The organism is Sphaerisporangium sp. NPDC049002 (assembly GCF_040649355.1).
Taxonomy (GTDB): Bacteria; Actinomycetota; Actinomycetes; order Streptosporangiales; family Streptosporangiaceae; genus Sphaerisporangium.
On record NZ_JBEZFH010000078.1, the window covers coordinates 1 to 14264 of the forward strand.

Here is a 14264-nt window from a genome sequence, read left to right on the forward strand (position 1 = left end):
GGGGTGGACCGGCCGCAGCCCAGCCGCATGGTGCGCAGCCTCGTGCCGTCGCCTCCGAGGCTGACCAGCAGGTCGGCGCGCTCCACCAGGGTGGCGGCGTCGACCGGCACGGCGCTGCAGTCGATGCGGCCGACCTCCTCGGGCAGGCCGAGCACCGTGACGGCCCTGTCCCGGGCCCACTCGACGATCGTGTCGATGGCCTGCTTGGAGTCGCGCCGCGGGTGCAGCACCAGCCCTACGGTCTTGACCATGCCCATGGGCGCAACTGTACGGGCGCCCCGCGGCGGAGGGGACGGCCGCGGGCGGCGGTTCGTCAGGCTGGACGGGCGTGAGGGACGCGACCGGCCGCACGCGGCGACACGCCGGTGACGGCGTGCCCGCCTCCACGGCGGCGGAAGGGCCTCCGGGACCCCGCGCCTCGCCGGGCTGTAGGTGACTCATCCACTATTCACCTGCCCCTTCTGGCGCGGGAACGCCTTCCTGACCCTGAATACCTGTAGTCGGCCCTATGTTCCACCCTGCGCTGATGCGGAGCCCGCACCAGTTTCGGGTCCGATGAGTGGTCGCCCGTCCGATGACGGGCGGCTCCGCGCTCCGATAAACGGGAGGTTCGCCGGAATCGGCGGACTTACGTGATGAGGCCGCCAATGCATCGCGCTGTTCTCCGCGTGGGAAGCGACGGAAACCGGGTATATTCTTGAGGTGTCAAACTAAGCTCTGTGAAAGGAGTGGGAGATGGCGACACAGATCCAGACGCTTCTCATCGACGACCTGGATGGCGGCGAAGCAAAAGAGACCGTGGTCTTCGCGATTGACGGCACCAGCTACGAGATCGATCTGAACGACAAAAACGCCAGCAATCTGCGCGAGGCTCTTTCGCCTTTCGTCTCCAGCGCCCGTCGCGCCGAGGGCACCCCCGCCAGGGGTCGCAAGCGGGGCGCCCCCCAGCGGCCCTCTCGCGACAAAAGCTCGGAGATCCGGGCTTGGGCCAAGGCACACGGGCTGAACGTCAGCGAGCGTGGCCGGATCGCCTCGCACATCGTGGCCCAGTACGAAGCGGCACAGTGAATGATTAACCCGTCGCGCCCGGATTAGTCGCCCGACGAGCACGTGATCCTCCGCCTGGATCTCTCTAGCGGACCGCCTTTGTGAGGCGGCCGTGCTCGCACCGGGCAATGGCCGCCCGTGTGGCTCAGGCGGCCCGAGAGCGGTTCCTCCCGTCCACAGGCCCACGCGCCTGGCCTGCGGGGTCTCGCCTCCCGGGCGCGAGCGTGCCGCGGCTGCCATTCGGGCGAGGTAGTGCTGACTTCAGGGAATTTGTCTGGATGAGCACTATTCCTTACCGGCTCGTGTGTGTGCCGCGACGGCGGCCGTGCCCGTGAAGTTCCCGGGAAAACCCCGGCCCGGCGCCGCGTCCCCACCGGGGACGCCTTTCCCCGCATAACCCCTGCGAGACGCGGCCGATCTCCGCTTCTCAAGAGCTTCCCCGCCCAGGACGCCGGAGCGCCGGGTATGCCGGGAGTTGGCGGCCCGTGCCAATCCGAACAATAATCTCGCCGGTACCGGCCACTTGACGTGCCGGCGAACCTCCGCCATTATCTCTGCCCCTCCGGTGCGAACTCGCCGAGATCCGCCGCGTCCGGCCGTCCGGCGGCTTCGGGCCGAAGGGCGCCTCCCGCCCGGCGACCTCTCAATCCAATGACCGTGACAGGCATGGAATGTCCGGGTGATTTCGCCGGGTCAGGACAATCATGGACCCCCGTGCGGCCCGCGTGGCCCCGGCCGGCCTTTCGCCGGGCCCGTCCCCTGCCCAATCCTGGGTGTTACATGTGAACACGATAAGGCAATGCCGGGGCGAGTGTTTTGCCGGTGCGCCTCGATGTGGCCCGAATCCGCCCGCCCCTTTTGTGACCTTGTGTAAGCGGAGTATGGCGGTATGTCGTGACTTTCTTACTCCTATAAGCGATAGGAGAAGTGCCCGTCGGCCGAACGGGCCCGCGTCAGATGATGATCCACTCCGTGACCATCACGACCGACGCGAAGCGGCAGCGAAGGCTGAACGGCCCCGTGGGCACCCGCTCGCAGACGAACCTGCCCATGGCGTCGGCGGTCACCGTCACGGTGGCGGGCCGGCGGCCGCGTACCTCGATCTCGCCCGGCCGGGCCGGGATCACCTGGCCGAGGACGCGGCCGGTCGTCCCCATGACCGTCACCTCCACGTCGATCGTGACCCCGAGGGCGTGGAAGGTGGCGAGCCGGGGCTCGTCGCCGCCGCGCACGGGCGCGGGCTCCGCGAGCGAGTCGAAGGTCAGCGCGGCGAGTTCGGCGTCCATGGTGCGCAGCGTGTAGGCCTCCACGGCCGTCTGGACGAGATCGGAGGGCACCGGGTCGAAGAGCGCCGCCGCGTGGCGCAGCGCCTCCTCAAGGCCCATGTCCTCCTCGTCCCCGCCGTCGTCGAAGCCGTTCATGGGGCACCTCGCTCCATCAGCGTCCGCAGCCGTCGCAGGCAGCGCTGCCGGGTCGGGCCGATGCCGCCGACCGGGATGCCGAGCGCGGCGGAGACCTCGTGGTAGTGCGGCCGCGGGGAGGCCATCAGGACGCGCAGCAGACGCCGGCAGGCCTCGCTGAGCTGCTCGAAGGCCTGCCAGAGCTGCCTCACCTGGTCGGCCCTGGCATCGGCCTCCTCCGACCTGATCAGCGCCTCCTCCGGGGTCCACTGGTCGGCGGCGCGGTCGAAGACCTCGGGATCGCCGACGGGGGAGACCCGGCGCGAGGCCTGGATCACCTTCAGGCACTCGTGCCGCGCCGTGCTCGCCAGCCAGGACCCGACCTTCTCGGGCTCGCGGATGCGCCGCAGGTGCTGGGCGAGCCGGAGCCAGGTGGTCTGGAACACCTCGTGGCCGTCGGCGTCCGACAGCCCGTGGGCGCGCACGACCGACCACACCAGGGGCGCGAGCCCTTCGACGAGCGCCTTCCACGCGGCGGCGTCACCATCGGCCGCTGACAGGAAGATGCTGCCGATCGAATCACGGTCCACGGCGACGTCCCTTGGGGCGGGGATCATCATCGTACGATGCGCGAAGCCCTCGGGGGACATGATGCGCTTCCGGGCCGGTTCGCGATGCCGGTCAGGGCCGGGGCGGGTGGAGGACCACCTCCCTGGGGTTCCAGAGCGGCGGCCACAGGGCGGGGACCGATCGGCCGCGGACCTCGGCCGTCCGCAGGGCGGGACCCGTGAGGAGCTTGACCGCGGCCGCGCGGGAGCCGAGCCCGGGGTTCTCCATCATGCAGTTCGCGATCATGGCCGCGACGGCGGGCGTGGCGAACGACGTCCCGCTCCACTCGGCCCTTCCCGTGAAATCCTGCGTCGCCGCCTCGGCCAGGGACGTGCTGAGCTCCCCGGCACGCGCGGGGAACCCGCAGGTGCAGTCGTAGTCGAAGTCGTGCTCGGAGGTCTGCCTCCAGCGGCAGTAGCCGTAGGTCGAGTGCTGGTATCGGTACCTCCTCGGGCGTTCCGGCGTGCCGAGGAACGCCCCGACCAGCCGCTCCCCGGGGGCGTACACCTGGACCCAGTCCCCGTGGTCGGTGAAGCAGGCCCCGTGCCGGCCGTCCTCGCGCAGTGCCCCGACCGACAGCACCGCCTCGCGGTACTCGGGCAGCCGCGTGTAGGCGGCGGGCCAGAAGGGGGCGTCGCTGCCGTTGTTGCCGGCGGCGGCCACCAGGAGCGTCTCCGGGTGATCGGCCAGCCGGCTCATGAACTTCTGGAGCCCCAGCAGCGGCTCGCCGTCCTCGTTGGACGTGCCGGCGGACAGGCTGATGATGTCCGGCCACCGGGAACCGTCGTCCAGGCCGGGCGCGAGGTCGGCGAGCCCCGGCCACCGGGAGCCGACCGCGTCCAGGACCTCCTCTCCGAAGACCTGCTCGGAGATGGCGCCGGCGTGGACCAGCTTGCCGGAGACCCGGACGGCGGCCCGCGGCGCGATCGCGGAGATGATCCCGGCGATGAACGTGCCGTGCCCCACGTACTCCTTCACGACCGGGTCGGGATCGGCGACGGGGTCGGACGGGCGGACCCCCGCGGGCAGGCCCCCGCGCTTGAGAGGCTCGCCCGGGGTCGGCACGACGTGGCGCATCCACGGATAGAGGAGGTCGTGGTCCACCAGCAGGCCCGTGTCGATCACGACGATCGAGACGGGACGGGCGGGGGCGGCGGAGGGCGGGGCGATCCCCGGATGCCAGTCCCGTTCCGTGAACGCGGGCTCGTCCGACGGGCAGGAGTTCACCCCTCCGGTGGTGATGGCGATGATGTGGTTGCGGCTCCCCATCTTCCGGCCGCCGTTGCGCGCCTCCGCGAGCTTGATCGCCGCAAGCGCCCTGGTCACCCCGCCGTCACGTGAGCCGGAGTCATCCGGGTCGGTCACCGGGATCCGCAGCAGGCCTGCCCTGGCCTCCCGCTCGTGGGGCGGCGTGACCGGGACCCGCCTGCCGGCGTTGACCACCGGGACGACCTCGGACAGCTCCGCCGCCGGCACGAGGATGTGGCCGTATTCGTAGAGGAACCTCGGGTCCTCCTCGGGGCCGGCCGCCAAAGGGACTCCCATGGCCCTGGAGATCTGGCCGAGCTGTTCCATGAACCGGTCGAACGCCATCACGGCTCCTTGTCGCGGGGTTGTCATCCAGCCTTCGTCACCGAGTAAGAGCCGGTCGATGGCCGGCTGATACATCGAAACCGCGTGGACGCCCCGAAACCCCACGTCTAACATCGATCCGTGGGTGAGGGAAGCTCGCGGAAGCCTCGAAAGGCGGCGGATCCTCTCGACCTGCTGCCGATGGTCTTCGCGCGCCCGGCCGAGGCACTCGCGGGAGCGCGCGTCCTGCTGTCCCGCGCCCCGGATCCCCACGACGCCTCCGTCGCCCACCAGGTCATCGGCATCTGGGAGCGCGACTTCGGCGATCTCACCCTCGCGGTCGGCCACCTGCGGCGGGCACGCTCACTGGCCCGCCGCAGCGGCTCCGCCGACCGGGAGGCCGACGCGCTCGCGGCCCTCGGCGTCGCGGTCGTCTACACGGGCCGCACGGCCGAGGGACTGCGCGCCCTGGACGCGGGCGTGGCGCGGGGGGACGGCCTCACGGCGGCCCGCGTGCTGTTCCGCAGGGGCCGGGTCCTGTGGCTGCTCGGGAGGCACCGGGAGGCGCTCGACGACCTCCGCCGGGCCGTCCCGGTGCTGCGCGACGCGGAGGACACGATCTGGAGCGCGCGGGCGCTCACCCTGCGCGGGCTCGTCCACCTGGCCTTCGGGTCCACCGAGCAGGCCGACCGGGACTTCGTCGCCGCCGAGCGGCTCTGGGACCGCACCCGCCAGGACCACGACCGCAGCGTGGCGGTGTGGAACCGCGGCGCGGCGGCGTTCCGCTCCGGCGACCTGCCCACCGCCCTGCGCTATTTCGACGAGGCGGCCAGACGCTTCGAGGCCCTCGGCACTCCGGCCTTCGGCCTGAACATCGACCGGTGCGACGTGCTGCTCGCCGCGGGGCTCGCCGACGAGGCGCTCCAGGAGGCCGACGGCGCGACGGCCCTGCTGGAGCGGACGCGCGGGCAGAGCACCATGAAGGCCGAGCTCCTGCTGATCGCCGCCCGGGCCGCCATGGCCGCGGGCGACCCCGACACCGCCGTCGCGCGCGCCTGGGCGGCGCTGCGGCTGTTCGCGAGCCAGCGGCGCGAATGGGGGGAGGCCCACGCGCGCCTGGTGCTGTTCCGCTCGCGCGTCGCCACCGGCAGGGTCTCCGGGCGGCTCGTACGGGACATCGCCGCCGTCGCCACCCGCCTGTCGGAGCTGGGTTCCCCGGACACGGTGCAGGCGTCCCTGCTCGCGGGCCGGGTGGCGCTCGCGCTGGGCTGGCCGGAGGACGCCGACCGGCACCTGGCCGCCGCCGCGCGCGGCCGGCACCGGGGCCCCGCGCTCGCCAGGGTCGACGGGTGGCTGGCCGAGGCGCTGCGCGCGATGGCCGCGGGAGGTGGCCGCAGGGGAGTGCTCCACGCCTGCCGCAGGGGACTCGACGTGCTGGACGAGCACCGGCTGGCCCTCGGCGCGTCGGAGCTGCGGGCCCGCGCGACCGCGCAGGGAGCCGAGCTCGCGGCGCTCGCCCAGCGCGTGAGCCTGCGGCCGGGCAACGCCCGGGGCCTGCTGGTCTGGAGCGAGCGCTGGCGTGCCACCGCGCTGGCGGTGCCGCCCACCCGCCCGCCGGACGACCACGAGCTGCTCCGCGAGACGAGCGCCTTCCGCGAGATCACCAGCCGCGCGGAGGCCGCCCGGTCGGCGGGCACGCCGGCCCCCGCCCTGGAGCGCGAGCGGCGCCGCCTCGAACGCGCCATCCGCGCGCGGACCCTCCGGGCGCGCAGGGAGGGGACGATCAACGGCCGTCCCTTCGACGCGGGGGCCCTGCTGGACCGTCTCGGCGACCGCCGCCTGATCGAGATCGTCGACGTCGGAGGCGACGTCCACGTGCTCGTCTGCGGCGGCGGCAAGGTCCGCAGGTTCCAGGCGGGCCGTACCGCCGACGCGGCCGCCGAGATCGACCACCTCCGCGCGGCGCTGCGGCGGCTCGCGTACGAGCGGACGGCGCGGAGGGACGGCGGGACGGCGGCCCGGCGGGCGGACGAGAGGGCGGCGGAGCGGCTCCACCTGCTGGAGACGGGCGCGCGCCGCCTGCAGGACATGCTGCTCGGCCCGGCTCTCGGCCATCTCGGGCGGGGCCCGCTGGTGATGGTGCCCCCGGGACGGCTGCACGGGGTGCCCTGGGCGGCGCTGCCGGCGCTGCGCGACCGGGTGCTCGGCGTCTCGCCGTCCGCGGGCGCGTGGCTGCGGGCCGCCGGGGTGCCGCCCCCGGCGGGCGCGGGCGTCGTGCTCGTACGCGGACCTGGTTCGGCGACCTTCGGCGCGGAGGTGCCGTCCCTGGCGGCGCGGTACGGCGAGGCCACCCTCCTGGAGGGCGGCACCGCCACGGCCCCGGCCGTACTGAAGGCCATCGACGGCAGCCTGCTCGCGCACATCGCCGCGCACGGGACATTCCGGGCGGACAGTCCTATGTTCTCCTCGCTCCGCATGGACGATGGCGAGCTCACCGTCCACGACGTCGAGAGGCTCAACCGCGCCCCGTACCGCATCGTCCTGCCCAGCTGCGACTCCGGGGTGATGGAGCCGGTGGGGGCCGACGAACTGCTCGGCCTGGCGGCGGCGCTGCTGCCGCTCGGCACCGCCGGCATCGTGGCGAGCCTGGTCCCGGTCAGCGACCAGGCGGCGGTGCCGCTGATGCTCTCCCTGCACGAGGGGCTGCGCGCCGGGTTGGGCATGGCCGAGGCCCTTCGCGAGGCCAGGCGAGCGCTGCCCCCCGACCCCCTGCACCAGGCCACGGGGTGGTCGTTCACCGCCATCGGCGCCGCCTGAGCGGCCCGCCCGTGCCGACTTAGGTAGGGGGTGACTCATGCGCGGGCGCCGCCCGTCTCCCCAGCCTGGTGTGGACACCGGACAGGAGGCGTCCTATGACCACAGACAGCGAGCGCCGCGAATACTGCTCTCTGCCCCCGCAATCCACGCCCGTACACGCGGCCGGGCTCGCCGGCACCCGGCTCGAAGCCCTCATCCTCGGCCGGCTGAAGTGGCTGAACGGCACGGTGCTGCACTACTACTTCTTCGACCGCGAGACCGACGGCTCCACCGTGACCACCGGCGACGGCACGTCCGGCTTCGTGTCCTGGGTCGGCGGCAAGGACCAGCAGGACGTCGTCCGCGAGAGCTTCCAGGTCTGGAAGGACCTCGGCATCGGGCTGGAGTTCGCCGAGGTGGACGACCGCGCGGAGGCCGAGGTGCGCATCGGCTTCATGGAGGGCGACGGATCCTGGGCCTATCTCGGGCGCGACGCGCTGAGCATCGGGACCGACGCCCGCACCGTCAACTACGGCTGGCCGCTCACCACGTCCTACGGGCACACCACGGCGCTGCACGAGATCGGCCATGTCATCGGCATGCCGCACGAGCACCAGAGCCCGTTCGCCGGCATCGTCTGGGACGAGGAGGCGGTGTACCGCGACTTCGGGGCGCCTCCGAACAACTGGTCGCGGGAGAAGACCTTCAACAACGTGATCCGCAAGCTGGACCAGTCGGAGGTGACCGGGTCCATCTGGGACGCGACGTCGATCATGGAGTACACCTTCGGGCCGGGGCTCATCCTCGAACCCGAGCAGTACCGCCGCGGGGTGTTCCCTCCGGGCACGATCTCGGTGCTCGACGCGGAGTTCGCCCGCCAGTGGTACCCGCCGATGGGACCGGCGGGGCCGGCGCGGCTGTCCCCGTTCACGTCCGTCCCGCTGGGCCTGTCGTCCGCGGAGCAGGCCGACTACCTGATCGTGCCCGAGGGCACCCGGGACTACACGGTGGCGACGTTCGGCCAGAGCGACACCGTGCTCGGGCTGTTCGAGGAGATCGACGGGGAGCCGCGCTTCGTGGCGGCCGACGACGACTCCGGCAGGCCGCACAACTCCTCCGTCACCGCGCACCTGGTCAAGGGCCGCCGCTACCTCGTGCGCGTGCGGCTGTACTCCGCGAGGGGGTCGGGCCAGACGGCGATCATGTACTGGTGAGCCGGGGGGCCGCTCCGGTCAGCCCCCCGTCAACTCCTCCTCAAGTGCCCCCAATTGGAGGGAGCCGTGGGCGGGGATGGGTAGCCATCCCATCAGTTGTCCATCAAGGGGGAGAGGGGCATGAAACGTGCTGTCTTGGGCGCGATGATGCTCGGGGGCGTAGGCCTGGGCGTGATGCGGTGGCTCACGTCGCGCCAGACCAAGGTCAGGGCCCAGCGGGAGGCGAGCCGGTGGCTGATGGTCACCATCAACCGCCGGCCCGAGGAGGTGGTGCCGGACGGGCGGTTGCCCGAGCCGCTGGCGCGCCTGGGCGAGACGATCGAGGTACAGGTCCGCGAGGCGCCCGGCGACCGCGGCACCGAGCTCGGCGCGCGGCCGATCAGGCCGGTGCCCACAGGCGTCGACGAGGTCATGGCGCGCCTCGCCGGGGAGGACCCGCGCCAGGCGGTACGGAGGGCTCTGCGGGAGTCCAAGTGCCTGATCGAGACCGGGGAGGTGCTGCTGCCGGACGAGCCGCCGACGACGCGGCCCATGCCCACCGGAAGGCTTGTGGATCTCGCCGCGCAGCGCGCGGGCGGGGAGGGACCGCTGTGAAGGCACTCACCTGGCAGGGCATCGACGATCTGTCGGTGGAGCGCGTGCCCGACCCTCGGATCCTTAACGCCCAAGACGCGATCGTCAAGGTGCGGCTGACCACCACCTGTGGCTCCGACCTGCACCTTCTCGGTGGCTACATCCCGGCTATGCGCGCGGGGGACGTCATCGGCCACGAGTTCCTCGGCGAGGTCGTCGAGGTCGGCTCGGAGGTCCGCAGGCACAAGGTGGGCGACCGGGTGGTGGTCTGCTCGATCATCGGCTGCGGGCGGTGCTGGCACTGCCAGCACGACATGTGGTCGCTGTGCGAGAACAGCAACCCCAAGCCGGGCATCACCGACATGATGTGGGGCGGCTCGACGGCCGGGATCTTCGGCTACTCCCACGCCATGGGCGGCTTCAAGGGGAGCCACGCCGAGTACGCGCGCGTCCCGTTCATCGACTACGGCGCGTTCTCCGTGCCCGACGGGGTCGACGACCTGAACGCCCTGTTCGCCTCGGACGCGGCGCCCACTGGGTGGATGGGCGCCGATCTCGGAGGGGTGCGCCCGGGTGACGTGGTCGCGGTGTGGGGCTGCGGAGGCGTGGGACAGATGGCGGCGCGGGCCGCGATCCTCCACGGCGCCGACCGGGTCATCGCCATCGACCGCTACCCCGAACGCCTCACGATGGCCGAGCGCCACATCGGGGCCGAGACCATCGACTACACCCGCACGGACGTCGTCGCCGAACTGCGCGAGCGCACCGGCGGCAGGGGTCCGGACGTGTGCATCGAGGCGGTCGGCCTGGAGGCCGACGGCGCGGGCCCGCAGAAGGTCTACGACAGGGCCAAGCAGCGGCTCCGGCTCGAACAGGACCGCCCCATCGCGGTGCGGGAGGCCATCCACGCCTGCCGCACGGGCGGGTCGGTGTTCGTCCTCGGCGTCTTCGCCGGGATGGTCGACAAGTTCCCGCTCGGCGCCCTGATGAACAAGGGGCTGACGTTCCGGGGGGCGCAGCAGCACGGGCAGCGCTACATCCCGAAGCTGCTGGACCTGATGTCCAAGAACGAGCTGAGGGCGGCCCACCTCGCTACGCACACCATGACGCTCGACGACGCGCCGAGGGGTTACGACATGTTCAAGAACAAGAGGGACGGGTGCGTGCGCGCGGTCTTCCGCCCGTGGGCGTAGCCACGCTCGCGGATCGCGGGCGGACGGCCGCACGGGTCGGGCCCGCTCACCTCGCGTGAGCGGGCCTGACCGTGTGAGGGTCGTGGAGCCTAAGGGACCGGCGGAGTCCAAGGTCCCCGCCGTGTGGGACCTTCGCCGCTGACAGGGCCGAGGGGACGAGCGGGATGCTCGAACCAGGGCGGTAGTCAGGGAGGCGGCCATGATCATGAATGTCGGGGACGTCATGGGCAAGGTGGCCATCGCGGTCCAGCTGAACACGTCGTTCGCCGACCTCGTCGAGACGATGCGCCGCTTCAAGGTCGGCGCCGTGGCGGTCCTCGACCCCGACCGGCGGCCCGTGGGCGTGGTGTCCGCGCACGACCTGCTGCTGAAGGAGATCGACGCGCCGCGGGCGGGGGTGTTCGAGGGCCACCGGCTGCGCAAGGAGCACGCCAAGGCCGCAGGGAGCACGGCCGCGCAGGTCATGACGACCCCCGCGATCACCGTGACCGAGAGGACACCGGTCAGGGAAGCGGCCCAGATCATGCACGACCACCGGATCAGGCAGCTCCCCGTGATCGACGCCACCGGCAAGATCGTCGGTACCGTCCACCAGTCCGACCTGCTCAAGGTCTTCCTGCGTCCGTCCTCGGACGTGCGCGCCGACGTCGACGACGCCCTCTGGCGCGCCTCCGTCGACCCCGACACCCTGTCGGTCAGGGTCGACCACGGCCTGGTGTCGCTGCGGGGGACGGTGCCGCGGCGCTCGCAGATCGCGCGGGCCGTCCAGGGGGTGCAGGCGATCGACGGCGTCATCGAGGTGGACGACCAGATGGGCTACGAGGCCGACGACCTCGTCACCGTGCCGCCGCTGTACCTCTGATCGTCACCCCTTCGCACGCCCCCGGGACCGGTGCGTCCCTGTCTCGTGTGAAGGTGGAGGCAGGACGCGGACCCGTCCAGGCGGGCCCGAGCCCAGCTCGTCGAGGAGGGGATGCGCGATGGCCGGACAGATCGTCGTGGGGATCGACGGTTCCCCCTCGGCCGCTGCGGCGGTGGAGTGGGCGGCCGACGACGCGATGCGAAGGGGGGCGCGGCTGAGGATCGTGCACGTCTGGGAGCCGTGGTCGTACGACTTCCCGTTCAAGGCGGCGCCCCGCTCGCAGAGCTCGCTTCCGGCGTACTGGACGGGCGCGCTGGAGGCGGCCGTCGACTGGGTACACGACCACTCGCCGGGCGTCGAGGTGAGTTCCGCGCTGGTCACCGGGGCCGTGTCCGAGAGGCTCACCACCGAGTCCGAGTACGCAGACGAGCTCGTCCTCGGCGGCACGGGGCCCGGCGGCCTCGCGGGACTGGTGCTCGGCTCGGTCGGCCGGTCGGTCACCGGGCACGCCGAGGGTCCGGTGATCGTGGTGCGCCGCTCCGCGCCCACGCGCGACGGCGAGATCGTCGTCGGGTTCGACGGGTCGGAGGAGTCCGGGGCCGCCCTGGAGTACGCGCTCCAGCGGGCCAGGCTGCGGGGAGCACCGGTCCACGTCCTGTACGCCTGGTCGGCGCCGCCGTTCGCGCCGGACGCCACCGCCTACGCGGGAGGCGTGCGGGAGGCGGCCGAGGAGGAGTCGCGCGAGGTCCGGCGCCGCCTGCACCCCTGGCAGGAACGGTATCCCAACGTGCGGATGACCGGCTCCGCCGTGCGCGGGCACGCGGTTCACGCGCTGTCCGACGCCTCGCGCGAGGCCGATCTCGTCGTGGTCGGCTCCCGGGCGCACGGCACGTTCGGCCACGTCTTCACGGGCTCGGTCGCCCACGGCGTCCTGCGCCACGCGCGCTGCCCGGTCGCGATCGTACGTCCGCGCCGCCCGCATGCCGAGCGCCCGTCCGCCACCGCACACTGAGCCCTCGTCCGCCACCGCACGTCGAGCGCCCGTCCGCCACGCACGCTGAGCCCTCGCCGGTCGCCGTCCGCTTGGATCCGGCCGGGCCGGTGGCGGGGTCCGGTGGCGGCGCGGGGCATGGGCGGGTGGTGGGGCGGCACGGGGCTGGTCAAGCGGCACCCGATCTTTGCGTAAATGTCGTGACCTGGCCATTCGTGCGGATTCGGGTGGGGTGTCGTGTGGGAGACTTCCTTTATGGCGGACGTCCAACCGCGCTCGCTGATGCCGCACATGCGGCTCGACGAACTGCTGTCGGAACTGCAGGTCAGGCTGGAAACCGTGCTGGCGACACGCGACAGGGTCCACGCCCTGCTCGACGCGGTCGTCTCGGTGGGCAGCGACCTCGATCTTGAGACGGTGTTGCGCCGCATCGTGGAGACCGCCACCACCCTCGTGGACGCCACCTACGGCGCCGTCGGCCTGATCGGCGAGGGGAACACCCTCGTGCAGTTCGTCCCCGTGGGGCTCTCCGAGGAGGAGATCGCCCGCATCGAGCACTGGCCCCACGGGCTCGGGCTCCTGGGGCTGCTGATCAAGGAACCGCGCCCGCTGCGGCTGCACCACATCGCCGAGCATCCCGAGTCGTACGGCTTCCCGCCCGGCCATCCGCCGATGGGCTCGTTCCTCGGCGTGCCGATCCGCGTGCGCGAGGAGGTCTTCGGCAACCTCTACCTGACCGAGAAGCGCGGCGGCGGCGACTTCGAGGAGGAGGACGAGGCCATCGTCATGGCCCTGGCCACGGCGGCCGGCGTCGCCATCGAGAACGCCAGGATGTACGAGGAGACGCGGCGGCGCGAGGTGTGGCTCCAGGCGTCCTCCGAGGTGACCACAAGCCTGCTGTCCGGGGCCGACTCCCACGAGGTGCTGACGCTGATGGCCAGGCGGGCGCGCGAGATGGCCGACGCCGACGTCGCGGTGGTGCTCCTTCCGTCGGCCGACGGCGAGAAGCTCCGCGTGATGATCGCCGACGGGGTGGCGGCCGGTGAGGTCACGGCGGTGGAGGTGGTGGTCGGCGACTCGCTTTCCGGGCGGGCGTTCACCCGCGGGGAGCCCGTCGTGGTCACCGACCTCGCCGCGTCCGAGATCCCCGCGGTGATCTCCGGCGACCTGGAGGTCGGGCCCGCCGTGGCGGTGCCCCTCGGAGCGCCGGGCGCCGTGCGCGGGGTGCTGTCGCTGGGCAAGCGCTCGGGCCGCATCCCGTTCAGCCAGTCCCACGTGCGCATGCTGCACTCCTTCGCCGGGCAGGCCTCCATCGCGCTGGAGCTCGCCGAGGCGCGCGAGGACGCCGAGCGGCTCGGCCTGCTGGAAGACCGCGACCGCATCGCCAAGGACCTGCACGACGTGGTCATCCAGCGGCTCTTCGCGGTCGCCATGACGCTGATGAGCGCGGTCCGCCTGGTCGACAAGCCGGAGGCGTCCTCGCGCCTCAAGCACGCCGTCGACGAGCTCGACGGCACGATCAGGCAGATCCGTTCGACCATCTTCGCTCTCCAGACGCCTCCCGACGCGGAGGCGCCCAGCTTTCGCGGGCAGATCGTCGCGCTGGTCGAGGGCGCCCGGGGGCACCTCGGTTTCATGCCCGGCCTGCGCATGGAGGGCCCCGTCGACAACAAGGTGCCGCCGCAGCTGGCCGAGCACCTGCTGGCCGTCCTGCGCGAGGCTCTGTCCAACGTCGTACGGCACGCCCGCGCCTCCCGGGCCGACGTCGCCGTGGAGGCAGCGGGCGGCTGGCTGACGCTCCAGGTCGAGGACGACGGCGTGGGCCTGGCACCGGGCGGGCGCCGCAGCGGTCTGCGCAACCTCTGCGACCGCGCCACCCGGTTCGGCGGCACCTTCGCCGCGGAGAGCGCCGAAGAAGGCGGCACCCGCGTCGTCTGGCGCGTCCCCCTCGACTAGAAGCCCGTCCCTGTCAGCCGAGGCCCGTGAGTCACGGCGTGTCGGTCTGGG

General features: G+C 72.5%; 11 protein-coding genes and 1 pseudogene. 8 read left to right on the forward strand and 4 right to left on the reverse strand.

The annotated features are described in order from the left end of the window. Positions 1-257, reverse strand: a pseudogene (locus AB0B89_RS17490) (NAD(+)/NADH kinase); the annotation flags it as partial. Positions 258-735: 478 nt separating this feature from the next. On the opposite strand from AB0B89_RS17490, the gene AB0B89_RS17495 reads away from it, so the two are divergent. Next, positions 736-1068 carry an Lsr2 family protein gene (locus AB0B89_RS17495; protein ID WP_358553462.1) on the forward strand — a complete coding sequence of 111 codons (333 nt, stop codon included), beginning with the start codon at positions 736-738 and terminating at the stop codon, positions 1066-1068. 932 nt (positions 1069-2000) lie between these two features. Here AB0B89_RS17495 and AB0B89_RS17500 read toward each other — a convergent pair. The 3 genes from AB0B89_RS17500 to AB0B89_RS17510 all read right to left on the reverse strand — a co-directional run bounded on the left by AB0B89_RS17500 (position 2001) and on the right by AB0B89_RS17510 (position 4649). Further along, positions 2001-2468 (reverse strand): hypothetical protein, encoded by a 468-nt coding sequence (locus tag AB0B89_RS17500; RefSeq protein WP_358553464.1) that lies wholly within the window; start codon positions 2466-2468, stop codon positions 2001-2003. After that, the gene (locus tag AB0B89_RS17505) at positions 2465-3037 is read right to left on the reverse strand and encodes a sigma-70 family RNA polymerase sigma factor (protein ID WP_358553466.1); all 573 of its coding nucleotides are present in this window, start codon (positions 3035-3037) and stop codon (positions 2465-2467) included. The genes AB0B89_RS17500 and AB0B89_RS17505 overlap by 4 nt, the downstream gene beginning before the upstream one ends. 91 nt (positions 3038-3128) lie before the next feature. Beyond that, positions 3129-4649, reverse strand: a complete 1521-nt coding sequence (locus AB0B89_RS17510; RefSeq protein WP_358553468.1) for a S8/S53 family peptidase — start codon at positions 4647-4649, stop codon at positions 3129-3131. A 120-nt stretch (positions 4650-4769) separates the two neighbouring features. On the opposite strand from AB0B89_RS17510, the gene AB0B89_RS17515 reads away from it, so the two are divergent. From AB0B89_RS17515 to AB0B89_RS17545, 7 genes are all read left to right on the forward strand, one after another. Beyond that, positions 4770-7445 (forward strand): CHAT domain-containing protein, encoded by a 2676-nt coding sequence (locus AB0B89_RS17515; protein ID WP_358553470.1) that lies wholly within the window; start codon positions 4770-4772, stop codon positions 7443-7445. A 95-nt stretch (positions 7446-7540) separates the two neighbouring features. Beyond that, entirely contained in the window at positions 7541-8638 is a 1098-nt protein-coding gene (locus AB0B89_RS17520) for a hypothetical protein (protein WP_358553472.1), read from the forward strand. 120 nt (positions 8639-8758) lie between these two features. Further along, positions 8759-9232, forward strand: a complete 474-nt coding sequence (locus tag AB0B89_RS17525; protein WP_358553474.1) for a hypothetical protein — start codon at positions 8759-8761, stop codon at positions 9230-9232. Next, positions 9229-10404 (forward strand): zinc-dependent alcohol dehydrogenase, encoded by a 1176-nt coding sequence (locus tag AB0B89_RS17530; RefSeq protein ID WP_358553476.1) that lies wholly within the window; start codon positions 9229-9231, stop codon positions 10402-10404. Before AB0B89_RS17525 ends, AB0B89_RS17530 begins: the two co-directional genes overlap by 4 nt. A gap of 199 nt (positions 10405-10603) precedes the next feature. Continuing rightward, positions 10604-11266, forward strand: a complete 663-nt coding sequence (locus AB0B89_RS17535) for a CBS domain-containing protein (protein ID WP_358553478.1) — start codon at positions 10604-10606, stop codon at positions 11264-11266. 118 nt (positions 11267-11384) lie between these two features. After that, complete coding sequence (locus AB0B89_RS17540) at positions 11385-12278, forward strand: universal stress protein (RefSeq protein ID WP_358553480.1); 894 nt, start codon at positions 11385-11387, stop codon at positions 12276-12278. A 234-nt stretch (positions 12279-12512) separates the two neighbouring features. Further along, positions 12513-14213 carry a GAF domain-containing protein gene (locus AB0B89_RS17545; RefSeq protein ID WP_358553482.1) on the forward strand — a complete coding sequence of 567 codons (1701 nt, stop codon included), beginning with the start codon at positions 12513-12515 and terminating at the stop codon, positions 14211-14213. Positions 14214-14264 lie beyond the last annotated feature (51 nt).